The following is a 22,300-nucleotide window of genomic DNA, read 5'->3' on the forward strand; positions in this document are numbered from 1 at the left end:
GCTATCATAATAATGCCGATGGAATTGGTCGATGAAATCACTCATGCCATCCTCTCCTCTTCCTCTCCATTTATAAAAGCCATTGTATGTGTACAGCCTGCAAAATGGTTCGTACACAGCCTTCCCAAGCGGTTTTGCGGCGAATTTGGTTATAGTTAAAAACCCACACCACCTGGTTTCCGGTTTATGGTAATCTATCCATGGCTTATAAGCCGGTTCATACCTTAGCTTCAGGAAAGGAGTGACGCGATTTTGAAGAGTGAACTTCAAATTTGCATACCGGTGGGAGGACTCGCCGCTTAACCGGGCCTTGTTCTCCCGCATGGTATGACGGGAGGCAGATCCACAATGATGAATTTACGAAACATGGTGCAGGGGCTGGAGTCCGACGCGGTCGCTCTGGAGCTGATCACGCACTGGGAGCATGACCAAGGGACATTAAAATTTTGGAGAGCAAGCTCGACCTTTGTGTACGTTGTTAAACGCAAACAAAAAACGTATTTTCTAAGATTCTCATTCGAGCAGGAAACCCCGCTCGAACAAATCGAAGCGGAGCTGGAATTCATGCAATACTTGCATCGGCACGGGTTCCCCTGCGTCATTCCGCTTCCGTCCGTAAACGGCAGGCTCATCGAATCCGTGCAACTGCCGCAAGGGCGGTACTACGGTGTCGTGTTCAGCAAAGCCGACGGAGTGCCGCTGTATGAGGTTGACGAGCCGCCTTGCGAGGCATGGGGGCGATCGCTGGCCACTCTGCACGCCTTGTCCCAGGCTTACGAACCGGCGGGCGGAAGGCGCCGCAACTGGCGGGAGGCGCTCCTGTTCGCGGAGAACGTCCTGCATAGGCATCCTCACGAGAACGAAGCGATGGCCGAGCTTGCCAGAGTGAAGGCTTGGCTGGAATCGATGCCGGCTGCGGAAGAAACTTACGGTCTGATTCATTACGATTTTCAGACGGATAACGTCTTTTGGCGGGAAAAAACCGGGCAGTTGAACGTCATCGACTTCGATGATTCCATGTACCATTGGTTCGCTATGGATATTGTAGCGGCGCTTGCGGATCAATTGGAAGACGAGAGTTCGGAAGGCGAGGCGCAGCTTCAGGCTTTTGTGCGCGGTTACCGCTCCGTCAGACCATTGGATGACACTGTGGTTCAGGACTTTCCGCGGTTTCGGAGATTCGCCGAACTGTACAGCTTCTCCAGACTGCTTGCTTCGCTGGAAAACAGCGAGCTGGAGGAGGCCCCTGAGTGGTTGGACGGGCTGAAAATCAAGCTGCGGCAGTATTGCGACGAAATGCGGCAGAGCTTTGCGAAGCCGTGGTGAATGCTAAACCTATGAAATGAAGCTTGAAGCGAGGCCGGAATTTCCCGCTAGGAGGAATTCCGGCTTTGCTTGTTTGAGGAAGGCCTGCCCTTGCTCAAAGAGCGGTGCCGCCGGGAATAATGAGCACTTTGCCGTGAGCGCCGGAATCCAGCGCCCGGTAGGCGTCGGCGGCCCGATCCAGCGCAAACCGTCCGGCAGCGCCGCTGGTCAAAGGACGCTTCGCGGCGAGCTTCACCGCATCCGCAATGAGCCCGGCCATGTCACTCGGACCATCGACCCCGCCAGGACCATACTTGGTCACGAAGACGGAGCCCGCCGTCATGAGCTCCTTCATGTCGACGGCCGGCAGATCGCCGGACAGCTGTCCGTAGTTGATCAGGCAGCCGCGGCGTGCCAGCAGGCTCAAGCTGAGCTTATACGTCTCCGTCCCGACGGGATCGAAGACGGCGGCAACCCCGCGACCGCCGGTGAAGGCACGGACGGCGGCCTGTACGTCTTCTGCGGAACGGTCGACGGCGAGCGCGGCCCCGGCCGCCCGCACCGCTTCCAGCCGTTCGCCGCCGCTGGCGATGCCGATCACCTCGACGCCGCGCTCGGCCAGCGTGGCGACAAGCAGGCGGCCTACGGCGCCGGCCGCACCCCATACGACAGCGGCCGAGCCTTCGCTGAGCGGCCAATGGCGGGCAAGACCGCCGGCGGTCAGCCCTGCGTGAGCTAGGCTGGCGCCGTCCTCGAACGTAAGCGAGTCCGGCAAGGGGACCAGCAGGGCCGCTTGCGCGATGACGGCAGTCGCGCAGGACCCCGGCACGCCGGTCCAGCATACCCGCGTGCCTACGGGGATCGAGACCCCCGGGCCGACGGCCAGAACGACCCCGGCGCCCTCTACACCGACGCCATAGGGAAACGGAAACCGGATGGGATACGTACCGGACCGTACCAAGGACTCCACGTGGTTCAGGCCGACGGCCTCCACCCGCACAAGCGCCTCGCCGGATTTTAAAGGGGCCATCTCTTCTTCTGTAACCTCGATGACCTCCGGGCCGCCGGCACGCAGCGCCCGAGCAACCCGCCGCGTCGTGACCGCTCCCCCGGAGCGATTCTCCTCGGAACCAAGTCCGTGTAGCTGATCGTTATTCATAATCGAATCCTCTCCTCGCAGGCTGACGAATCAGCAATATTGTTTCCTGGAAACAATATTAGCGGCGACTACTGCTTTTGTCAATATTGTTTCCAGGAAACTTTTTTGTTCGAGGATGATCAAGCGCCATTTCCGTTTTTGAAATAGCCCCGTTCTTGATATACTGATAAAATAAACCGACCGAAAATGAAGGAGATTTCATCATGGCACATACTCCCAACAACGGCCGGCCCGCCGGGAGCCAAGATTCCAAAGAGCCGCTCATCCGGCAGGTCATTACATTGTTCGGGCAAGTCCAACGGCGAATGGAGGCCGAGGATGACGAGGAGCGGCAGTGGATGGCCCAGAACTGCGACAATGCGGCAATTGTCGGGCTTTTGAAAGATACGACGGTGACCGAGCTGCATGTGCTCGACGCCATCGGACGGCTGGAGCCGGTGAACGGCATTACCGTCTCCAGACAGTTCGGCATTCCGAAGGGCAGCGTTTCCAAAATTACCCGAAGACTGACCGCCAAAGGACTGATTCAGAAGCAGTTCCTTCCCAATAACAAAAAAGAAGTGCTTTTCCGCACGACTCCGCTCGGTCAGGAGCTGTTCCGGCTTCACGAAGCGCTGCACCGGCAAATGGAGCAAGGCGTCGTCCGCTTTCTGCAAAAGTATGACGACGTGGAGCTGCGCGTGCTCGTTCGCATTTTACAGGATTCCCTTCATGCGTCCTGGGTAAATCCGCAAGCGAGCTCCGGCCCGGATGACGAAGCGCGGGAAGCGGAACCGCCATCCGTGTAAGCTTGCGCGCATAAGCGAGGGGAAGCGCCAGATCTGATCAGGCGCCCTTGGCAAGCTTGCGGGACCATCGTTACAAAGCTACATGCCAAGCAAAGCCCGGTTAAGCCGGGCGATCCCCTCCTGAATATCCTCCTTAGGAAGATGACCGTACCCCAAAATAAGCCGGCTGCGCTGCGCCTCTTTGTCGTTGGCGTGCTCTTCCACCAAATGCACCTTCACTCCCATCCGTTTGATCCTCCGAACCGCCTCTTCATCGAACCGGCGTCCGGGAAACTCTGCGACGAGATGCAGCCCGGTCGAATCACCGATGATGTTCACTTGGCCCGGAAAAGCGGACCGCAGACAGTCGATCAGACAATCTCTGCGGCTTTTGTACAGCTTCTTCATCTTCGCAATATGCCGTTCCAGATAGCCCCCTTCCATAAAACGCGCAAGAATGAGCTGATCCATCGAAGGCTTGTGCAGATCCGCGTACCACTTTAACCGGCGGCAGGATTCGACGAGAGGTATAGGAAGAATCAGGTAACCCGTGCGCAGCGCCGGAGATAAAATTTTGCTGAACGAGCCGATGTAGAGGACGCGGTCCGGCTCCAGTCCCTGCAAGGAGCTGACGGGCGGCCCTTCGTAGCGGAATTCGCTGTCGTAATCGTCCTCGACCAAGTAGCAATCGTGCGTGCGCGCGTATTGAATCAACTGAATGCGCCGCTGAATCGGCAGCGCTCCTCCCAACGGATATTGATGCGAGGGCGTAACGAAGACGAATTTCGGCGAGCTTGCCTGCGGCAGCAAAGCCGTCTGCATCCCGTGCTCGTCTACCGGGACGAAACGGATGGCGGCACCTTGGGCTTGAAACATCGCCTGAATATCGCAGGTGATCGGATCTTCCATGATCACTTCGTCGCCCGGCGACAGCAGCAGCTTGGACACCAGGGACAGCGCTTGCGTAGCGCCGGAAGTGATGACGAGCTGGTCCGGGTGACAGTGCACTCCCCTGCTTTTTAGCAAATATCGCGCCAGCACATGCCGCAGCTCCGGACGCCCTTCGGGTGCGTCGTACCCCAGCACCGCAGACGACGCTTCGTTCCAGACGGCCGAAGACAGCTGCGCCCATATTCTGCGCGGAAACCGGTCCAGCGCCGGAATGCCCGAGCGGAAATTGACGTGGCCCTCGTCCCTTAGCAGATTGTCATATGCGCTCGGCGCAATCGCTTCCGTCACCCGCCTGCGCTGTTCGAGATAGGCGCCTTCCGCCACGAACGTCCCCGCGCCCCTCCGCGAGATCAGAAAGCCTTCCGCCAGCAGTTGATCATAAGCCTCCAGAACGACATTGCGCGATACCTTCAACTCCCCGGAAAGCTCCCTCGTGGAAGGCAGCTTCTCACCTGACGGAAGCTCCCCCTTTAAGATGCGGTCGCGGATTTGCCCGTACACCTGCCCGATCAGCGGCATGTCGAGCGACCGGTCAATCGGAATCCACAGCATAGACCTCTCCCCTTTTTCGTCAAAGTGGCTCCATTCAGATTCAGCTTCATTGGCACTATTATAAACCACTCGCCCATGCTACAGTGAATTTATTGGACTTCATTGACAGCAGATATTAATTTGAATATTATCTAATTAGATGATTATTAAATTAGATACACACTAAAAAATATTATGGACGGTGATCATCAACCCATGCAGCTGGATAAGATCGTCAACTATCATAAAGCGCTCGCCGACCCGACAAGAATCCGTATCCTTATCCTGCTGGCGGACGGGGAGCTGAACGGACAGGTGCTCGCCGACAAATTAGGCGTAACCCCTGCCACCATCACCCATCACGCCGCCAAGCTGCGGGAAGCCAGCTTGCTTTATGAGCGCCGGGTGAAGAATACCATCTACTTTTCGCTGAATCATCACTTCATCAAGGCGAACGCCGCCGCTTCGGTAGAGCTGATCTACTCCCATTCCAACGAGACAGGAGGGCCTTCCATGCCCGAGGACAAAGCTGAACGTCTTCAACAATCCGTTCTGAAAAACTTCTTCACCACCGAAGGCAAATTAAAGCACGTGCCTGCCCAGTTGAAGAAGAAGCTGATCATTCTGGAGCATATCGTCTCCAGGTTGGAGAAAGGACGAAAGTATACGGAGCAAGAAATCAACGACTTTATCCGGCAGTATCACGAGGACTTTGCCACGATCCGCAGGGAGTTTATTATGCACCGGTTCATGTTCCGGGACAATGAAGAGTACGAGTTGAATCCACGCAAAATGTGGGCGAAGTGGGACAAGCTAACTTAAGCGGAGGAACTTGCACGAGGAATTCCGGTGGACCAAACGATGGCAGGACAAGAAATGAGAAAAACTCCTTACCGGAGTCTTTTCGGACAAATCGTTATAGGCAGGCAGCGAAAGGCAGAGCTGCAAGCTTCTCCATGCAGCTGCCTTTTCCAGGTCGTCTAGCGGCCGTTTTTCAGCAAACGCGAATCCAGTAAGAAATTGCCGAACGGAATGAAGGCGGCAAGCATGGCGAACAGCACTTTCAGCACAGTCCAGCGGTGAGCGAAGGTGACGTGGATGACGGCCAGCACGTACAGCACGAACAACAGGCCGTGGAGTGATCCGACAATTTTGACGGCTTGCGGCATGTCCAGAAAATACTTGAGCGGCATGGCGATAGCCAGCAGAACGAGGAAGGACATCCCCTCAATAAAAGCGATGATGCGCAAGCGGCCGATGGGATGATTCAACATGACATGACCTCCAAAGTACAAAATAAGATGTAACCGCTGTCTTCCGGCCCGCTTTGGACGAACCCAAAGATTCACATTTATTATAAACTGCCGTAATTCGCCAAGCATTGGGCAATTGTGACTTTTTTCAAACACCTGCCTGCGGCCGGCATCAGCCGACACCAGCGCTTGATCAATGCCCCGCGATCCGGCTATGGACGATACGGAGCACCTGTGCTTTTAGCGCCTCCGCCTCCTGAAGCATCACGGACACCTGCCCTTCGTATTGGGCTGCAAGGTCTGCGTTTCTCAGCGAACTCAAGTTGATCCGCACGGTCAGCCCGGCGGATTGAGAGGACGCTTCGAACAGTAGCGCCCCGATGCCGAGGTCGGAGACAACGTGCTTGTTGCAGCCCTCGGCGATCCGATTCGCGGCCCGCAGTCCTTCCAGGCATACCTGTATCAGCCGGAGCGGGACCCCGGTAGCCCTCGCGGCCGCTTCGTCGATCGCCGTGCGTCTTGCTGCCCGTTCCTCTTCGCTGTCCTTAGGCAGCTTCAGCGCCCTCATATATTCCTCGAACGCGCGGATATCCGCTTCCAGCAGCTCCTCGCACGCCCGGGTAAGTCGGTTCATCGTCTCCAAGACCGCACCTACGGAAGTTTGGTGCGCGGCGAAGGTCTCCCCCTGCGACAAACGGCTTGCCATCGACGCCATCGAGGCGCCGAGCGCCGCAGCGAGAGCGGCCACGCTGCCGCCCCCCGGCGTCGGCTCCGCGCTTCCGGCCTCCTGAACGAACTCTCCGACCGTCCGGTTCCACCAGATCGTCGACGTCATCGTCCCGCCACCTTTCCTTGGGCTTGCAGCTCCAGCGCTTTCATCACATTTTCGAACAAAATCGCCGTCGTGAGCGTCCCGACGCCGCCGGGCACCGGAGATACCGCCTTCACCGCTTCGGCTGCTCCTGCGGACACATCCCCTGCGATGCTTCCGTCCGCCGATTCGTTAATTCCCGCATCGATGAGAACGAGCTCAGGGTGAACCATCTCCCGGGTCACAAGGCCAGGCTGTCCCGCCGCGGCGAACGCAATCTCCGCGTGTCGCAGATGGAAGGCAAGATCCGGGGTGCGCGAGTGACAGACGGTGACGGTGGCTTGTTCCCGCTGCAGCATATGGAAGAGCGGCAGCCCTACCGTCTGGCCCCGGCCGATTAGCGCAACATTGGCGCCTTCAAGCCGGTAGCCGTAATGCCGGAGCAGCCGGATGCACGCTTGCGGCGTGGCGGGATAAAGCCCCTCCGAGCCCATCATCGTTGCCAGCTTGCTTGCGGGCGTCACCCCGTCCACGTCCTTCTGCGGAGCGATGGCGCTCTCAATCCGTGCCTGGGACCAATGCTTCGGCAGCGGAAGCTCCAGCATAATCCCGTGAACGGTGGAATCGGCGTTCCATTCGGCGATCAGGCTCATCACTTCGCTTTCCTGCGCATCAGGCCGGAACGTTTTCAACTGAACCACGATGCCAAGCCTTCCTGCAATTTTTTGCTTGGCCCGGACATAGAGCAGCGAGGCGGGATCGCCTTCGACCAAAATAACCCCCATACAAGGCTGACAGCTGACAGCCTTCCATTCCTCCGTTCGCTTGAGAATCCGCTCATACGCTTGATCCGCCGCCTCTTTCGCTTTCAGCAGTTGCGCCATAAGGCTCGACCTCCAATGTGTTTTCACTAGAATTGGGCACATAAACGAAAAAAAGCATTCGCCCAAGCTCCTCCAACGAGTCTTCGGCAAATACTTTTACCCAGGCGAACGGCAAGATTCCGACCGCATGCTCCCTTGTGGTTATCCACTCTTTTCGCCAGTCGCATACGGCTTTCGTTTGTTGTTGATATTGTAGCAGAAGGTACGGCGTATGGAAACCTTGATTTTGCGAATGTACATAAAACCACGAAATTACGCATAATTCATTATCTAAATTAGGTATTAATACTTATATTTATTGATAATCACTTGTTTATACAAGTTATAATAAGTATAATTAAGTTATCTTGCATTATTCATGAAGAAAGGATTGATTCCTCATGTATCCTTGTCTATTATTCGATGTAGATGGCACGCTGCTCGATACGGAGCAGGCAATTCTAAGTTCGCTGTCGGACCTACTGCGGGAGAGGAACATCCCTTTTGAGCCTGAGGACCTTGCCTTTGTGCTCGGGATACCGAGCGTCCGCTCGCTCCCCCGCTTCGGGATTCAAGATATCGAGGAAGCCGCGAACCGCTGGAACCGGCTGATGGAGCGGCATGACTACCAAATCCGCGTATTCGAAGGCATCGAGCCGATGCTGCGCCGGGTCAAAGAGCTCGGGCTGCGGACCGGCATCGTCACCTCCAAAACCCGTACGGAATATATCAAAGATTTTGCGCGGTTCGATCTGCACCCTTACTTCGATGTCGTCGTCTGCGCCGACGATACGGCACGGCATAAGCCGCATCCCGAGCCGATTCTGACCGCCTTGAAGCGGCTTGAGGCAGAGCCGAAGGATACGATGTACATCGGAGACAGCATCTACGATATGCAGTGTGCGGCCGGAGCGGGCGTCGCCTCCGGACTGGCGCTGTGGGGAGCATACGATGCCGGAATTGCGGCCAATTACCGTCTGCGGCATCCGAAGGATATTCTGACGATCCTGGAAGCCGCGCTTCCGTGATCCTCTCCGCCGCTTAAAAAGGAGCGTCAAGCCATGTCCAAAGCGGACAATATGTTATCGATCCTGTGGCTGCTTAAAAAGGGGAAGCGCCTGCTCCCGCTCAAAAATGCATGGCGGGCATCGCCTCCGCGCTTGCCGAATATTACGAAACCCTCTAGCTTCACTGGCCATTCGTGTCAGTGAAGTTTGTTTATAATAGGACTATTAAACGTTGTGGAGGATAAAAGCGATGACAACCCCGATCTCCAAGCAAGCTTTACCGGACGAAACCGGCCATACGTGGGAAGAGTGGCTGATCATTTTGCAGAAAACCGTGGACCAAGCCTGGTCCTACGAGGACATCGTCAACTACCTGCGCGACGAACATGACGTGGATCCGCGTTGGGGCGAGATCATCGCCGCCGCCTTCGAGCAGAAGCGGGGCCGCAAGCCCGCGGGATTAACGGCTTCGGCCGGCTTCCAGATCGGGGTGCGTCGGACGCTGCCGGTCTCCCAGGAACGGGCCTGGGAGCTGCTGACCGCGCCGGAAGGGCTCCGCTTGTGGCTGGGCGCGCTGCCTTCCCTCCCGCAGCAGGGGGAAGCCTACTTGACCGAAGACGGCACATCCGGCCAGCTGCGGGTGCTCAAGCCGCTGTCCCAGCTCCGTATGACTTGGCAGCCCCAGGATTGGGAGCACGCGTCCACCGTTCAAATCCGTCTGCTGCCGGCAAGCTCGGGAAAAACGACGATCAGCTTCCATCAGGAAAAGCTCGAGGACGCGTTCCGCCGAGAGGAAATGAAGCACCGCTGGGAGCAAGTCATCGCCAAACTGGAGGAGAGAATCTAACAGAACAAATTCGGCCATATCGACCAGCGGGTAACGCCTATGGAAAGCGTCCTACCGAGCGTCGCGTACTTTGCTATTACCGAGGACCCCGAGCATCAGCCGAACCGTCACCGCGGGGCCGAAGCTGTTCCCGATCAGTCCGACGTATTTTGCGGTCTATTTCGAGGACCTTTGCGGCAACGCCTCCGAAATCTTTCACCGCTTGAACTAGGCTCGTCCCGCCATAAGCCAAAAAAAAGAGGGGCTTCCGCCACTCAGAGTGTTGAACAAGTAGTTATTATAAAAAATAGAAAAACATACGGAGGTGGGGTATGCACTGGAGGAGCGATAGCGTTCGCCTTTGTCNNTGCGAAGCGGCTTCAAATCAAATTTCCTGCGGACAAGAGCGACCGGAAGTGTATACCCCACCCCTTCGTAACCTCTATTATCCCATTTGACCACTTTCTCAACAAGCTCAGGGGCCCCACCCCTCTTCAATCCAAAATGACCGATTTATCCGGATCACGCATAAACTCGAACATCGTCCGCAGCTGCGCCTCGGTGTTGCGCTCTACCGATAAGACAGGCAGCTCGTCTTCGCCGAAAAAACCGACGCCCGACGTTTCAATCCCAGTCTCGGCGCTTCCCCCGGTGATCTCGCATAGGATAAACAGCTTATAAACATGATACGGCTCCGGCGGATGACCGTGAAATTTCTTGTCCAGCACGGCAAGCAGCCGGACAGGCTTTGCATCGAAGCCCGACTCCTCCTTGATTTCCTTGACCGCAACCTCCGAGGGCGACAAGCCGATATCTGCCCATCCTCCCGGGAGCGCCCAGACGCCATCGTGCTTTTCGCGGACCAGCAGAAGCTTTCCGTCCTGGAACACGACGCCGCGAATGTCCACCTTCGGCGTGGCATAGCCGGTATCGCTGGCAAACGTCAGCTTGATTTTCTCGGGGTCCGTCTCCGTGTAATGAGCCAGAATGTCGACGCTCATTTGTCGCAATTCCTCGAACCGCTCCCGATCGTAGACATCCTTCGTGTATGCCAATCCGGTCTGCGCGATTGCTTGAATCTGCTTGGCCCATTCCAACCATCGGTGATTCATAGGATAGCCTCCTTCGTAGCTGTAAAAGGATCGTTCCCTCTCATTATACCTTCCTGACATCCCTGCCTACAATTATTTCCAGACATTCGCCGACCGCCCGGATTTGTCCGGCCGCCGAATTCGGTTGACAAGATTTCCGATTGCGAAGATACTAAAGATACAGAAAACTTTTTTGGTGTTCAAACTATTTTTTTGAGACTCATGGGGTTTGTATACTGAAGGAAAGAAGTGAGACGGATTGGAATCGGTTAAAGAGGAGATCAGCTTCCTCCTTCCCCTGATTCGCTGCATTGCTGCGCAGTTCGGGGATAAATGCGAGGTCGTGCTGCACGATTTGACGCAGGGGTACGAAAGCACGATCGTCGCCATCGAAAATGGCCACATTACCGGAAGGAAGGTCAGCGACTGCGGCAGCAACCTCGGGCTCGAAGTGCTGCGCGGCACGGTTACCGACGGCGACCGGTACAACTATATCACGCAGACGAAGGACGGCAAAATTTTGCGCTCGTCGTCGACGTATATTAAGAACGGCAAGGGCGAGACGATCGGAGCATTGTGCATCAACTTCGATATTTCGGATTTGCTCGTGGCGGAAAATACGATCCGGTCGCTCACCATGCACAGCCTCGATCAGGAGGTCAAGGAAGTGTTCGTGAACGACGTGAACGATCTTGTCGATTATTTGCTGCAGGAATGCCAGAAGTCGATCGGCAAGCCCGTATCCCATATGGTCAAAGAGGATAAGATCAAGGCCGTGCAGTTTTTGGACGCCCGGGGCGCGTTTCTCGTGAAAAAAGCCGGAGACAAGGTATGTCAATTTTTGGACATTTCCAAGTTCACTCTCTACAACTACCTCGATGAAATCCGGGTAAATCAGGAGCGCAGCGCGGCCCAAAAGTTTTTATAAGTCCATAGTCACGGAAGCGTACTGCGCCTACGGGCGCAGCCCTCAACGATAGAGCGAAGCTCTTGCGGATGATTTCGACCACCGCGGGCTTCGCTTGCTGCCATTTCTGGAATGGTTTTCATACGACGATTTTCGACAATTATGTCGATTTTTCAAACTATATGTCTGATTGTGAGGAATTTTACAAAAAAAACAATTGCCGGACTAGGAAAAATGGTGTATATTTCCTACAAGGCCATAGGCTGAATTTTCCATACGGGATCCTTTAACATGAAAAAGGCAAACTATTCGAAAGAATAGGACGCAAAACTAGAGGGGCTAAGGCTGCTATCCTATAGCGGCTACGCCAGCCAGCTACCTGTCATCAAGGATAAGAACAAAGGTGACGACATAGTTCTGTCTCCTTTTTTGCTTTTCCGCTCTCTTTTGACAGGCGAACAAAATCTGCTAGACAACGAAGAGGAGGAAAACGAATGCGAGCAAGCAAGAAGAAAATGGCTATTTTGGGAACCGTCGCGGCTTTATGCCTCTCTACGGTTTCGAGCGCCGGAGCTGCAAACCGTCCGACTACCATGGCGCCTAGCGGAATGGTCACGACTCAACATTATTTGGCCTCGGCAGCGGCCTTGAAGGTGCTGGAGGACGGCGGCAACGCCGTAGACGCAGCCATCACCGCAGCGGCTACGCTGGCCGTTATTTATCCGCATTACACGAGCATCGGCGGAGACAGTTTCTGGCTCATTTACAACGCCAAAAAGAAAGAGCTCAAAGCGTTAAATGCAAGCGGTCCTTCGAGCGAGAAAGCGACCATCGATTACTATAAAAGCCAGGGCTACAGCAAAATCCCTTCCAGAGGCTACTTGTCGGCCAACACGGTACCGGGCACAGTTTCCGGCTGGTGGGAAGCGTACAACTACGCCGACGAAGAGATCGGCAACAGCAAGCCGTGGCGTTCTTTGCTCAAACCGGCGATCAAATATGCGGAAGACGGATTCCCCGTTACGCCGAACCAGGTATATTGGACCAACGTCAATCTGGATACGAAGGATGACGAGCTGAAGCATTTGCAGCGCTTCGAAGGCTGGGCCAAAACGTATTTGAAGCCTGACGGGCAGCCATACAAAGCAGGCGAGCTGATGAAGCAGCCGGATTTGGCCAAAACGTTAAAGGTCATTGCCAAGAAAGGCGCGGACGGCTTCTATAAAGGCGATGTCGCTGAGAAAATCGTCAAGGACGTGCAAGCGAACGGCGGACTGCTAACCCTGAATGACTTTGCAAACTACAAAGCCGAGTGGCAAAAGCCGATTTCGACGGACTACCGCGGGTATAAGGCATACAACGTTCCGCCGAACTCGCAAGGCATTGCTTCCCTTTCGATCCTGAATATTTTGAACAACTTCGATGTGAAAAGCTTGGGCGAAGGGACGCCGGAGTACTACCACCTAATCGTAGAAGCGACGAAGCAAGCGTTCGCGGACCGCAACAAGTGGCTGACCGACCCGAAATTTGCCGACATTCCGGTGGATTACCTGCTCTCCCCTGAGCACGGCAAAGAAATGGCGAAACGTATCGATATGAACAAGGCCGCAGCCGACGTCGTGCCGATGGATCCGAAGGGCGATACGACCTGGATGGGCTTCATCGACAAAGAAGGCAACGCCGTATCGTTGATTCAAAGCCATTACTTCGATTACGGTTCGGGGATCGTTGCGAAGGACACAGGCGTTCTGCTTCAGAACCGGGGCAGCTACTTCTCCTTGGATCCTAAGGAAATCAACCACCTTGAGCCGAAAAAACGCTCGTTCCATACGATCAACCCGGCGATGCTGTTCAAAAACGACAAGCCGTACATGATCTACGGTACCCAAGGCGGAGAAGGACAGCCGCAGACGCAAGCCGCTCTTGTCACCCGCATCGTCGATTTCGGCATGCCTGTACAAGACGCGATCGAAGCGCCTCGCTGGCTGCACGGACGCAACTGGGGATCTTCCTCCAACGACTTGAAGCTGGAAGGACGCATTTCGAAAAGCGTTCAGGATGAGCTGATCCGTCGCGGTCATCCCGTCAAAATGATAGACGATTACACTGATGCGGTCGGGCAATCGGGAGTCATTCTGATTGATCCGGAAACGAACGTGAAATTTGGCGGAGCCGACCCGCGCGGTGAAGGGGCGGCACTCGGATACTAACCCCCTAGCGGACTGCCGACTCTATGATCAGCAGTCCGTTTTTTCTTTGCAGCAAACCTGCGCAAAATTAACGAAGTAAGCGAGGATGAGATGATGGAGGAACGCGCTAAACCGCAGATGCAAGCCGGACCATTCGGCCGGCTGACCGGATGGTTCAGCAAAAAGCTGAAAAATAAAATGATCGCTTGGTTTTTGATCGTATCGCTTGTGCCGGTCCTGTCGATTTCCTATTATATTTCCAAGACGAGCTCGGCGGAATTGATCAAGAAGCAATCCGAATCGTACGAAAAGCTGGTGGTCAGCACCGCGACGCTGATCGACCAATACATATCCGAACGTATGGCTGAAGTGAAAATATTGGCTTCCACCACCGACATCCGGTCGAACGATGCAGCAGCGAAGACCAAGTTTATCAAAAACTTTACGGAAAGCACTAAAGTTTTCGACGGCAACACGTTTATTTCTCCTAACGGAATCGTAACGGCTGACACCATCGAAGCCAGCGTCGGGGTTAATTTGGGGGAAAGACCGTTTTTCAAAAACGGTTTGCAAGGAAAATCGACGTATACCGAGGTATTGCTGGCCAAAACGACCGGCAAACGCTCCATTATTGTAGCCACGCCTGTTAAAGACGCTAACGATGCAGTGATCGGCGTGCTTACCGGACTTGTCAATTTCGAGGGTTTTATGGATAAATACGTGAAGCCGCTGATGATCAATGACGGAGAAGGTTATCCGATTGTCGTCGACTCCAACGGAATTATTCAGCTACATCCCGTGAAGGAGCTCGTCGGAAAAAGCGTAGCCGACTCTGGCATCTCGCCGCTGCTGGCGGATATCCTGAAAGTCGGAAACAAGCAAGCGGGCTCGACCACCTACACCGACGGCGGCAAAACCTACATGGTCGCCTATTCCACGATCCCACAGACGGGATACGGCCTGTATCTTCATTTGCCGGTAAAAACGATCACGGCGGAAGCCTCGAAGATCGAACAGAACGTCTTGATCATCCTGCTGATCGTGATTGCTCTGGTCGTTGTGGTGGCTTATTTCTTGGGCAGACAAATTTCGAGACCGATCGCGGAGATGGCCGCCGTTACCAAGCGGGTTGCTGATGGGAACTTAAAGGTCGAGCCTTTGCCAATCCGCACGCAGGATGAAGTGGGACAATTGGCCCAGTCGGTCAATACCATGGTGGAGAGTCTGCACACCTTCGTTTCCCAGGTCACGCTGACGGCGGAAGAGGTCGCCGCTTCGGCAGAGCAATTGTCGGTGAATGCCGGGGAAACAAGCAAGGCTACGCAGCTTATTGCCTTAACCATTGAGCAGATGGCCGACGGAACGGAACGGCAGATGCAAGGCGTCGAGGCCAGCGTCAACGCCATCACGGAAGTGGCGAACGGCGTTCAGCAGGTGGCGGCAAATGCCCAGCAGGTGACGGATTCTTCCCAGCACACGCTGCAGGCAGCCACGGAAGGAAACCAGGCCATTCAAACGGTCACCAAGCAGATGCAATCGATCAATACGACGGTCAACGAAATTGCCGCCAATATTTCAAGCTTGGGCGCGAGATCGACCGAAATCGAAAATATCGCCAAAGTCATTTCCGGCATCGCTACGCAGACCAACTTGCTGTCGTTGAACGCCGCTATTGAGGCGGCTCGCGCCGGAGAGCATGGACGCGGCTTCGCCGTGGTGGCGAATGAGATCCGGCAGTTGGCCGAGCAGTCTTCCCAATCCGCTGCGCAGATCGGGGAACTGATCTCTACGATCCAGAACGAGACGCAGAACGCCGTCGGTTCCATGGAGCAGGGAACCAAAGAAGTCAGCCTCGGCATCGAAGTCGTCAACGAAGCGGGGAAATCGTTCGATCTGATCCGGGAGTCCATCAACCAAGTAACCAACCAGATTCAAAACGTTACCGAATATGCACGGCAAATGCAGTCCAGCACCGGAGAAGCCGTTGAATTGGTGAGTGAAATTTCGGAGGTGGCTCGACAGTCTGCGGACGGAACCCAGAATATTTCGGCTTCCACGCAGGAGCAATTGGCTTCCATTGAAGAAGTAACTTCCTCTTCGGAATCCCTGGCTAAAATGGCCGAGGATCTGCAAAGCATCGTGAAAGAATTTAAGTTGTAGAACATAGAGCGGCCCTCGTTTCTCTTATGGAGATGAGGGCCGTCGTTGTTCGTCCGTCCGTCATGCGCGAGACGGGTCCTCCCCACTCTTGTCGGAAGCCGCAGGCTGGCCCGGAGCTTGACGCTTCTTGCCGAAACGGTTCGCCCCGATCACTCCGGCAACGATCATGACCGAGCCGACGAGATGATAGACCGTTACCGTTTCGCCGAGCACCAGCGCTCCCGCCGCAATCGAGACGACCGTCCCGAGATTGGAGAACACGCTCATTTTGGACGCCTCCATCTTGGACAGCACATAATTGGACAAGAGCGAGGTCACCAGCGAGGATAGCACGCCCAAATATACAATTGCGACGAGAAAACGGCCGCTGCCGAGCGGCTCGAACAGCTTGCCGAGCGTTCCGTCCATCCCGTGCTTGCCGAGCGAAATCAGCAGGAACGAGCCGAAGCCGAGCCATGTCGTAACGAAGCTCAGCTCCCAAGGGCTGAACCGCTTTGACAGCGAGCGGGCCAGAACGCTGTATCCGGCGAAGGCGACGCAGGACAGGAACAGCAGAAGCAAGCCGTTCATGTTGCTCACATCGATCGATCTGCCATTCATGACGAAGACGAAGACCACCCCGAATACGGATAGAAAAATCGACAGCTTCTGCTTCGCATTGGTCCGCTCCTTCAAAAACCAAGCGGCCAGCAGCATCGTAATGACCGGCGTGAAGGCATACAGAATGCCGCCTTCGGCAGAACCGGCGTGCACCAGCCCAAACGCTTGAAAGGCGAAGAAGGCAACAGGGTAAAATACCGCCAGCACCAGGACGTCCTTGATCCGTTTATTGCTGTAGTCGAGCTTGATCCAGCCGCTCGCTACGGGAACGGACATGACGACCGCCGACAGCAGAAAGCGGAACATGAGCGTATCCAGCGGATCGGCCGATTCCAGCGCCTGCTTCGTGAACAGAAACGAAAATCCGATAATCACGGCATTCAGCACGGCGCACATGTAAGCAAGCCGCAAGCCTGTGGTTTTCATAGCTTTCTCCTCCTCTTCGTATCAAGCCTCCGGGCGTTCCGCGAGCGGAAGCCGCATCTGGACGACCGTCCCCTCGCCCACCCGGGATTGTACCTCGATCCGGCCTTGATGGGCCGTCGCAATCGCCTTGGCGATGCTCATACCGAGCCCCGCACCGTCCGTCTTCTCCTCCGTATTCGTCCCGCGGTAGTATCTGTCGAACAGATTGCGCACAGTCTCTTCGTCCATGCCGGCGCCGTTGTCTTCCACTGCAATCCAGGCGTCCGCTCCTTCACTTCCGGTACGAACGGTAATGAGCGTCCCCAGCGGGTTATGCTTGACCGCATTGGAAATCAGATTATCCAGCATACGCTGAAACCACTTCGGATTCGCGCTCACCGTCAATACCTGCTTCTCGCATTCGAAGGAGAAGGATACGTGCCCGATCGTCACGTCGTTCACATACCGGAGAACGATGCGGCGCACGAACTCGTTCAGCTCGACATCCTCGAGCGGGAATTGGACCGCGTTATTTTTCAACTGAAACGTCAGGGAGAAATCTTGGAGCAGGCCAACCATGTAATCGCCCTTTTCCCGAATCGTCTTGCCCATCTCGCGAAGCTCCGGCTCGGTCCACTCAAACGTCCCGCTTTCCAGCAGGTGTCCGTACCCTTGAATCGTGGAGAGCGGCGTCCGCAGATCGTGGGAAATGCCGGTCATCCATTCTTCCCGCGTCTTCTCCAAGCGGCTGCGTTCCCGCTCCGAAGCTTCCAGTCTCGCCGCCATCTCATAGAAACCCGCGATCACTTCTTTGTACAGCCGATAGCGCAGACGAATGCGGCCATTCTTGCGGAACACCTTCTTCCGGTCTTTCTCCGTAAGCGCTTCCTGATAGCGCCCCTGTCCCATCCGCTCGAACCAATCGACGAACAGCAGCAGCGGCTGTCCGTACCGGTAGCCGTGCCACACCGAGAAGACGAAGGTCAGCAGCAGCACCACGCCTCCCGTGATGACGAGCGTCAGAATAACTTCATGCAGAATCGGCTGACTGGCAAAAGGCGGACCTGCCTTGGCTTTATGCAAAATCCACGTATACCCGGAGGAGGAGTCGTAATAAAACGACATATCAGACGGGTAAAGGCCCGGTTCCGCCCGCATCGCGATCAGCTCGAGCGGCCGGTAAGGCTCCTTGCGCGCCGAATCGCCGACCGATTGCATAATAACGCCGGAAGCGTCGATGATCTGCACATAAGCGTTCTCGGACGCCAGTTGCTGCGTCAGCTCCGGGAGCGCATCCTGCCGGACCCGTCCCGCTTCTCCATAGGCGCGAATCCACGCTTCCAGCTTCGCGGGCCCACGGTCCTCCGTCCCGAGCATATACAGAAGCGGCGCGCTTCCCGCGCCGCTAAACTTCGTTCCGACACGGAACGAATCGAAGCGCCCGTTCTCCTCGATTTGCAGCAGCTCGGCGGCCGTGTACGACGATTGAAGCCGGTTCGGGGCATTGACGGCGCAGACGACCTTACCGTCCGCGTCCACGATCTGCAGCCAGTAGCCCCGCTCTGTAAGCTGATCGGTCCAGTGCGAAGCAATCGTCACGCTTCCCCCGTTCTCGATCGTTTCCGTAACGATGGTATCCAGAGCCCCGATGGGAAACGTCTTTTTCAAATCCTGGTTGGTCAAGTATCGGATGACCAGCAGCAGAACGACAATCAGGGTAACCAGCACGAACATCCACAAGAAAAAAAACTGCACGGTAAAGTGCGCGGCAAGCCTTCGCCTCACCTTACTCATCGGTCCTGCTCCTTGAGCAGCTTGTAGCCGAGCCCGCGAACAGTTACAAGATGCTTGGGGTCGCCCGGATCGGACTCGATTCGCTCGCGGATTTTGCGAATATGGACCATCACCGTATTGTCGTCGCCCATACCGTCGATGCCCCATACGGCTTCGTACAGCTGCGCTTTGGAGAATACAATATTCGGATGCTTGCACAGATACAGCAGCAGCTGATAAGCCTGCGCAGGACAGGAAACCGTCTCCCCACCCACCGTCAGCTCCCCTGCCTGCTCGTCAAGCACGAACCGCCCGAAGTCGTAGCGGCTTCGGGCGTCCTCCGTCTCCCGCGGCGAAGACCCAGGCTTGTTCCGGCGCAGCCTGGCCTTAATCCGGGCCGCAATTTCGAGCGGATTGAACGGCTTGGTCACATAATCGTCGCCCCCGGTCGCGAAGCCCGTCAGCACGTCCAGATCCGACGTTCGGGCGGTCAAAAAAATAATATGCGCATCGGACATCTGCCTGATTTTCGGACATAATTCGAACCCGGTCTGATCTGGCAGCATGACGTCCAGCACAATAATGTCCGCTCCGTGCCGCTCCAGCAGCCGCAGCCCCTCCTGCGCCGTTCCCGCCGTGTAAATATGGCGGAAGCCTTCTTTTTGCAGCACCATCTGGATCAAATGAATGATCGAGCTTTCGTCGTCTATAATTAAAATTTTTGGATTCAGCATCGTATCCCCCCATCCTTATTGTACCAGAGGCACCTTAATTCCGGCTAAACTTCCGCGCAGGCGTTAAGCAAACGTTAAGGATAGCTTTCGCAGGACTTTACCGGCGGTGCTATACTCGATTCGAGGTGATATCGTTGCTTGAAGGGAATAACAGACTGCACGTCATTGATGGGCTGCGGGGGTTCAGCTTGCTTGGTATTTTAATGGCCAATATGCTTATCTTCCAGTACGGAATCTGGGGGAAGGATGAGTTGCAGTTCTTCGCGTTGTCCCCGGCGGATACCGTCGTGCATAAGCTCGTCAAAATTTTCGTCGAGGGGAGCTTCATGCCGATTTTTACGTTTCTGTTCGGATTCGGCATGATCAAAATGAAGGAGAGCATGGAAGCGAGGAGCCTGAAAGCCGGGAGGCATCTCGTCCGCCGGTTTCTGATGCTGCTCGGCCTCGGCTTGCTGCACTCTACGTATTTGTGGGAAGGCGACATTTTGGCTTTTTACGGAATGATGGGCTTTTTTCTGCTGATATTTATGAACCGGAAAGCGAAGACGCTGCTGATCTGGGGAACGATTCTGCTGTGTCTGTTCGGTCTGCTGGGGCTTGCGCCGTTGTTTACCGGGCCGATGTTTCTGTTCGGGATGTACGCGGCGAAGAAGCAGTGGTTCATCGACCCGGTCGGCGAGCGGAGCGCTTATTTGAGGGGGATGCTGATTTTCCTGCCGGCGGGACTGCTGCTGAAATCGCTGAAGCCCCTGTTTCCTCAGCACGGCTGGGCGGGAATTGGCGAGATGCTTGGCGGCAGCATCCTGGCGCTTGGTTACATTTTCGGCTTTGCCCTGCTCTGCTCGGCTGTGAAGAAGTCGCCTTGGCTGCGGCGATTCGAAGCGGTCGGCAAGCTCTCGATGACGAACTATTTGATGCAGTCGGCGATCTGCACGTCGATTTTTTACGGATACAGTCTCGGACTGTTCGGCAAGCTCGGCGTCGCGATCGGCTGCGGATTGGCGGTTGCCATTTATGTGATGCAGCTTTTCGCGAGCGCTTGGTACGTGAAACGGTTTTCCTTCGGGCCGATGGAGCGGCTGCTGCGCATGTGGACGTATTTCTCCTTCGCCGGGAAGCCGAAGCCGCGCATACAGCAGCAGACCGTATCTTCCTAGATCTGAACACGAGAAAAGATGGGCACCCCGCCGCATTGGGGCAGGCCCATCTTTTTATTTTTTCGCCTCACCGCAGCGCTCTCTTCCACGTTAACCCATGTTACAAGCATCCTTTGGATAAACTAATAAACGGTCCCCTCCATCGCAGCAGGTCGTGTCGGAATACGGCCGCGATTTGGCGCCGCCGCTGAGGGCCAAGGGCTACGGCGTCACTGTCTGGGCGGGCGAAGGGGCGCAGGGCATGCGCAGCCTATATCTGATCGTCGCCAAACGTAAAGAATACGGCGCACTGCGGCGGACGATCCTTGAGCTTGATCCGAAGGCGTTCCTGTTTTCTTATGAGCCGATGCAATTTTCCAGTGGGTATTGGGCCAAAAAACTCGAATAAAGCAAAAAGGGAAAAAATACGATAAAACTTTCACCCGCAGGTGCTGTATAATAGATCACACATACGAATTATTTATGAAGCGGGTGATCCGAATGTCATTGCGTCCCTCTTTGACCCAGGTGCAGACGTTGAAGGTTCATTTGACACCGCAGCTTAGACAATCCATTCAACTGTTGCAGCTGTCTGCCACGGAATTATCGGAATATTTGCAGGAGCAAGCGGTGGAAAATCCGGTCCTCGACATCGAGTGGCTCCCCCCGTCGCGAAGCCGGACCGCCGGGTCCGCTACGGCGCGGCAGGACCATGCGCTGAACAACATCGGCGGGAAGGCTCCGACGCTGGAGCAAATGTTGCTCGGCGAGCTTCGCCTGATCGGGCTGCCCGAGCCGACGCACCGGATCGCATGTTATTTGGCAGGCAATTTGAACGAAAACGGTTATGTCATGATCTCGCCGGAAGAAGCGGGCGAAGTATTCAGCGTCTCCGCCGCCGAGGTTATGGAAGCGCTTTACAGGCTGCAAGACGCTGCCCCGGCAGGCATCGGCGCGCAAAATTTGCAGGAGTGCCTGCTGCTGCAAATTCGCAGAGACCCCGGCGCGCATCCTTGGGCGGAGCCGCTCGTTAGCCGCCACCTAGCCGATCTCGGCGCCGGACGGCACAAGACCATTGCGGATAAGCTCGGCATTCCGCTGGACGACGTCATGCAAGCGCTTGCTTATATCCGCAGCCTGCATCCCCGGCCGGGCCTGCTGTACGGCAGTACGCAGGCCACCTATGTCGAACCGGACGCTTACATTGAATGCGTGCGGGGGCAGCTCGTGATTCGAATGAGCGAGGCCCATTTGCCGCGTCTCTCGCTGAACACGTCCTATCGGCAGATGCTTGCCGACAGCATGTGTAAAGATACGAAAAGCTACTTGCGCCAGCACGAACAATCCGCCCAGTGGCTGATCCGCAGCGTGGAGCAGCGGAAACGGACGCTCTACCGCGTCATTGAATGCATCGTCTCGGAGCAGGCGGCATTCTTCACAGAAGGCATCGACCGGCTGAAGCCAATGAACCTGAAGGCGGTAGCGGAAAAACTGGAGCTTCACGAATCCACGGTGAGCCGCGCCGTGCAGCATAAGGTCGTGCAGACACCGCAGGGATTTTTCGAGCTGAGCTATTTTTTCTCGGCGAGGTTGCAGACGGAGGAAGGTGACGCGGCATCGGCCGCAAGCGTCAAGGCGAAGATCAAGCTGCTGATCGAGCAGGAGGATAAACGGAGCCCGTTGTCCGACCAGAAGATTACCGACCTGCTCGTGCAGGAAGGCATTCGGATTTCGCGGCGGACGGTGATGAAATACCGGGAGGAGATGCATCTCTTGTCCTCCCGACTGCGGACGCAGGCATAACTTAGCGGCCTTCGTTTGGCTGATCTGCA

Annotated in this window: 20 protein-coding genes and 2 riboswitches; of the genes, 11 read left to right on the forward strand and 9 right to left on the reverse strand. The window is 55.7% G+C overall.

The window, feature by feature from the left end:
* Window positions 1–348 precede the first annotated feature (348 nt).
* Entirely contained in the window at window positions 349–1,326 is a 978-nt protein-coding gene (locus ET33_RS00160; protein WP_036675039.1) for a phosphotransferase enzyme family protein, read from the forward strand.
* 94 nt (window positions 1,327–1,420) lie between these two features.
* Here the strand turns inward: ET33_RS00160 and ET33_RS00165 are convergent, their stop codons facing one another.
* Entirely contained in the window at window positions 1,421–2,464 is a 1,044-nt protein-coding gene (locus ET33_RS00165) for a zinc-binding dehydrogenase (RefSeq protein WP_051774988.1), read from the reverse strand.
* 203 nt (window positions 2,465–2,667) lie between these two features.
* Here ET33_RS00165 and ET33_RS00170 point away from each other — a divergent pair, with 203 nt between their 5' ends.
* On the forward strand, window positions 2,668–3,252 hold the full coding sequence (locus ET33_RS00170; RefSeq protein WP_036675041.1) for a MarR family winged helix-turn-helix transcriptional regulator: 585 nt from the start codon (window positions 2,668–2,670) through the stop codon (window positions 3,250–3,252).
* Window positions 3,253–3,330: 78 nt separating this feature from the next.
* Here the strand turns inward: ET33_RS00170 and pdxR are convergent, their stop codons facing one another.
* Window positions 3,331–4,734, reverse strand: coding sequence for a MocR-like pyridoxine biosynthesis transcription factor PdxR (gene pdxR, locus ET33_RS00175; RefSeq protein ID WP_036675044.1), 1,404 nt, complete (start codon window positions 4,732–4,734; stop codon window positions 3,331–3,333).
* A gap of 195 nt (window positions 4,735–4,929) precedes the next feature.
* Between pdxR and ET33_RS00180 the strand changes: the two genes are divergently transcribed.
* Window positions 4,930–5,535 carry a DUF2087 domain-containing protein gene (locus ET33_RS00180; protein WP_036675046.1) on the forward strand — a complete coding sequence of 202 codons (606 nt, stop codon included), beginning with the start codon at window positions 4,930–4,932 and terminating at the stop codon, window positions 5,533–5,535.
* A gap of 158 nt (window positions 5,536–5,693) precedes the next feature.
* Here ET33_RS00180 and ET33_RS00185 read toward each other — a convergent pair whose 3' ends face one another.
* The 3 genes from ET33_RS00185 to ET33_RS00195 all read right to left on the reverse strand — a co-directional run bounded on the left by ET33_RS00185 (window position 5,694) and on the right by ET33_RS00195 (window position 7,661).
* Complete coding sequence (locus tag ET33_RS00185) at window positions 5,694–5,987, reverse strand: DUF3817 domain-containing protein (protein ID WP_036675049.1); 294 nt, start codon at window positions 5,985–5,987, stop codon at window positions 5,694–5,696.
* Window positions 5,988–6,159: 172 nt separating this feature from the next.
* Window positions 6,160–6,801 carry a cyclodeaminase/cyclohydrolase family protein gene (locus ET33_RS00190; protein ID WP_036675051.1) on the reverse strand — a complete coding sequence of 214 codons (642 nt, stop codon included), beginning with the start codon at window positions 6,799–6,801 and terminating at the stop codon, window positions 6,160–6,162.
* A complete protein-coding gene (locus ET33_RS00195) occupies window positions 6,798–7,661 on the reverse strand; it encodes a bifunctional 5,10-methylenetetrahydrofolate dehydrogenase/5,10-methenyltetrahydrofolate cyclohydrolase (protein WP_036675053.1) in 864 nt (287 codons plus the stop codon). Before ET33_RS00195 ends, ET33_RS00190 begins: the two co-directional genes overlap by 4 nt.
* A gap of 91 nt (window positions 7,662–7,752) precedes the next feature.
* Window positions 7,753–7,836: riboswitch (ZMP/ZTP riboswitch) on the reverse strand.
* 205 nt (window positions 7,837–8,041) lie between these two features.
* Here ET33_RS00195 and ET33_RS00200 point away from each other — a divergent pair.
* Both ET33_RS00200 and ET33_RS00205 read left to right on the forward strand, forming a co-directional pair.
* A complete protein-coding gene (locus ET33_RS00200) occupies window positions 8,042–8,668 on the forward strand; it encodes an HAD family hydrolase (RefSeq protein WP_036675055.1) in 627 nt (208 codons plus the stop codon).
* Between the two features lie 229 nt (window positions 8,669–8,897).
* Window positions 8,898–9,494: an SRPBCC family protein gene (locus tag ET33_RS00205; protein WP_036675057.1), complete on the forward strand. Its 597-nt coding sequence runs from the start codon at window positions 8,898–8,900 to the stop codon at window positions 9,492–9,494.
* 473 nt (window positions 9,495–9,967) lie between these two features.
* Here ET33_RS00205 and ET33_RS00210 read toward each other — a convergent pair whose 3' ends face one another.
* The gene (locus tag ET33_RS00210; RefSeq protein WP_036675059.1) at window positions 9,968–10,585 is read right to left on the reverse strand and encodes an NUDIX hydrolase; all 618 of its coding nucleotides are present in this window, start codon (window positions 10,583–10,585) and stop codon (window positions 9,968–9,970) included.
* A 238-nt stretch (window positions 10,586–10,823) separates the two neighbouring features.
* On the opposite strand from ET33_RS00210, the gene ET33_RS00215 reads away from it, so the two are divergent.
* The 3 genes from ET33_RS00215 to ET33_RS00225 all read left to right on the forward strand — a co-directional run bounded on the left by ET33_RS00215 (window position 10,824) and on the right by ET33_RS00225 (window position 15,820).
* Window positions 10,824–11,492, forward strand: a complete 669-nt coding sequence (locus tag ET33_RS00215) for a helix-turn-helix transcriptional regulator (protein ID WP_036675062.1) — start codon at window positions 10,824–10,826, stop codon at window positions 11,490–11,492.
* A 268-nt stretch (window positions 11,493–11,760) separates the two neighbouring features.
* A riboswitch (cyclic di-GMP riboswitch) is annotated at window positions 11,761–11,854 on the forward strand.
* 111 nt (window positions 11,855–11,965) lie between these two features.
* A complete protein-coding gene (gene ggt, locus ET33_RS00220) occupies window positions 11,966–13,681 on the forward strand; it encodes a gamma-glutamyltransferase (protein ID WP_036675064.1) in 1,716 nt (571 codons plus the stop codon).
* A gap of 90 nt (window positions 13,682–13,771) precedes the next feature.
* A complete protein-coding gene (locus ET33_RS00225) occupies window positions 13,772–15,820 on the forward strand; it encodes a methyl-accepting chemotaxis protein (protein ID WP_235206602.1) in 2,049 nt (682 codons plus the stop codon).
* Between the two features lie 60 nt (window positions 15,821–15,880).
* On the opposite strand, the gene ET33_RS00230 is transcribed toward ET33_RS00225, so the two are convergent.
* The 3 genes from ET33_RS00230 to ET33_RS00240 are packed head-to-tail and all read right to left on the reverse strand — an operon-like array spanning window position 15,881 to window position 19,332.
* A complete protein-coding gene (locus tag ET33_RS00230; RefSeq protein ID WP_036675067.1) occupies window positions 15,881–16,846 on the reverse strand; it encodes a DMT family transporter in 966 nt (321 codons plus the stop codon).
* Window positions 16,847–16,867: 21 nt separating this feature from the next.
* Window positions 16,868–18,619, reverse strand: a complete 1,752-nt coding sequence (locus tag ET33_RS00235; RefSeq protein ID WP_036675070.1) for a sensor histidine kinase — start codon at window positions 18,617–18,619, stop codon at window positions 16,868–16,870.
* Window positions 18,616–19,332: a response regulator transcription factor gene (locus tag ET33_RS00240; protein ID WP_036675071.1), complete on the reverse strand. Its 717-nt coding sequence runs from the start codon at window positions 19,330–19,332 to the stop codon at window positions 18,616–18,618. The genes ET33_RS00235 and ET33_RS00240 overlap by 4 nt, the downstream gene beginning before the upstream one ends.
* 125 nt (window positions 19,333–19,457) lie before the next feature.
* On the opposite strand from ET33_RS00240, the gene ET33_RS00245 reads away from it, so the two are divergent.
* From ET33_RS00245 to rpoN, 3 genes are all read left to right on the forward strand, one after another.
* Entirely contained in the window at window positions 19,458–20,489 is a 1,032-nt protein-coding gene (locus ET33_RS00245; protein ID WP_407668062.1) for a DUF418 domain-containing protein, read from the forward strand.
* A gap of 154 nt (window positions 20,490–20,643) precedes the next feature.
* The gene (locus ET33_RS00250) at window positions 20,644–20,877 is read left to right on the forward strand and encodes a DUF2179 domain-containing protein (RefSeq protein ID WP_235206603.1); all 234 of its coding nucleotides are present in this window, start codon (window positions 20,644–20,646) and stop codon (window positions 20,875–20,877) included.
* A 92-nt stretch (window positions 20,878–20,969) separates the two neighbouring features.
* The gene (gene rpoN, locus ET33_RS00255) at window positions 20,970–22,271 is read left to right on the forward strand and encodes an RNA polymerase factor sigma-54 (protein WP_036675073.1); all 1,302 of its coding nucleotides are present in this window, start codon (window positions 20,970–20,972) and stop codon (window positions 22,269–22,271) included.
* Window positions 22,272–22,300 lie beyond the last annotated feature (29 nt).

Source organism: Paenibacillus tyrphae (genome assembly GCF_000722545.1).
Taxonomy (GTDB): domain Bacteria; phylum Bacillota; class Bacilli; order Paenibacillales; family NBRC-103111; genus Paenibacillus_G; species Paenibacillus_G tyrfis.

Coding starts and splice junctions, on each gene's coding strand:
- ET33_RS00160 (WP_036675039.1), top strand. CDS start 349: ATGATGAATTTACGAAACATGGTGCAGGGGCTGGAGTCCGACGCGGTC.
- ET33_RS00165 (WP_051774988.1), bottom strand. CDS start 2,464: ATGAATAACGATCAGCTACACGGACTTGGTTCCGAGGAGAATCGCTCC.
- ET33_RS00170 (WP_036675041.1), top strand. CDS start 2,668: ATGGCACATACTCCCAACAACGGCCGGCCCGCCGGGAGCCAAGATTCC.
- pdxR (WP_036675044.1), bottom strand. CDS start 4,734: ATGCTGTGGATTCCGATTGACCGGTCGCTCGACATGCCGCTGATCGGG.
- ET33_RS00180 (WP_036675046.1), top strand. CDS start 4,930: ATGCAGCTGGATAAGATCGTCAACTATCATAAAGCGCTCGCCGACCCG.
- ET33_RS00185 (WP_036675049.1), bottom strand. CDS start 5,987: ATGTTGAATCATCCCATCGGCCGCTTGCGCATCATCGCTTTTATTGAG.
- ET33_RS00190 (WP_036675051.1), bottom strand. CDS start 6,801: ATGACGTCGACGATCTGGTGGAACCGGACGGTCGGAGAGTTCGTTCAG.
- ET33_RS00195 (WP_036675053.1), bottom strand. CDS start 7,661: ATGGCGCAACTGCTGAAAGCGAAAGAGGCGGCGGATCAAGCGTATGAG.
- ET33_RS00200 (WP_036675055.1), top strand. CDS start 8,042: ATGTATCCTTGTCTATTATTCGATGTAGATGGCACGCTGCTCGATACG.
- ET33_RS00205 (WP_036675057.1), top strand. CDS start 8,898: ATGACAACCCCGATCTCCAAGCAAGCTTTACCGGACGAAACCGGCCAT.
- ET33_RS00210 (WP_036675059.1), bottom strand. CDS start 10,585: ATGAATCACCGATGGTTGGAATGGGCCAAGCAGATTCAAGCAATCGCG.
- ggt (WP_036675064.1), top strand. CDS start 11,966: ATGCGAGCAAGCAAGAAGAAAATGGCTATTTTGGGAACCGTCGCGGCT.
- ET33_RS00225 (WP_235206602.1), top strand. CDS start 13,772: ATGATGGAGGAACGCGCTAAACCGCAGATGCAAGCCGGACCATTCGGC.
- ET33_RS00230 (WP_036675067.1), bottom strand. CDS start 16,846: ATGAAAACCACAGGCTTGCGGCTTGCTTACATGTGCGCCGTGCTGAAT.
- ET33_RS00235 (WP_036675070.1), bottom strand. CDS start 18,619: ATGAGTAAGGTGAGGCGAAGGCTTGCCGCGCACTTTACCGTGCAGTTT.
- ET33_RS00240 (WP_036675071.1), bottom strand. CDS start 19,332: ATGCTGAATCCAAAAATTTTAATTATAGACGACGAAAGCTCGATCATT.
- rpoN (WP_036675073.1), top strand. CDS start 20,970: ATGTCATTGCGTCCCTCTTTGACCCAGGTGCAGACGTTGAAGGTTCAT.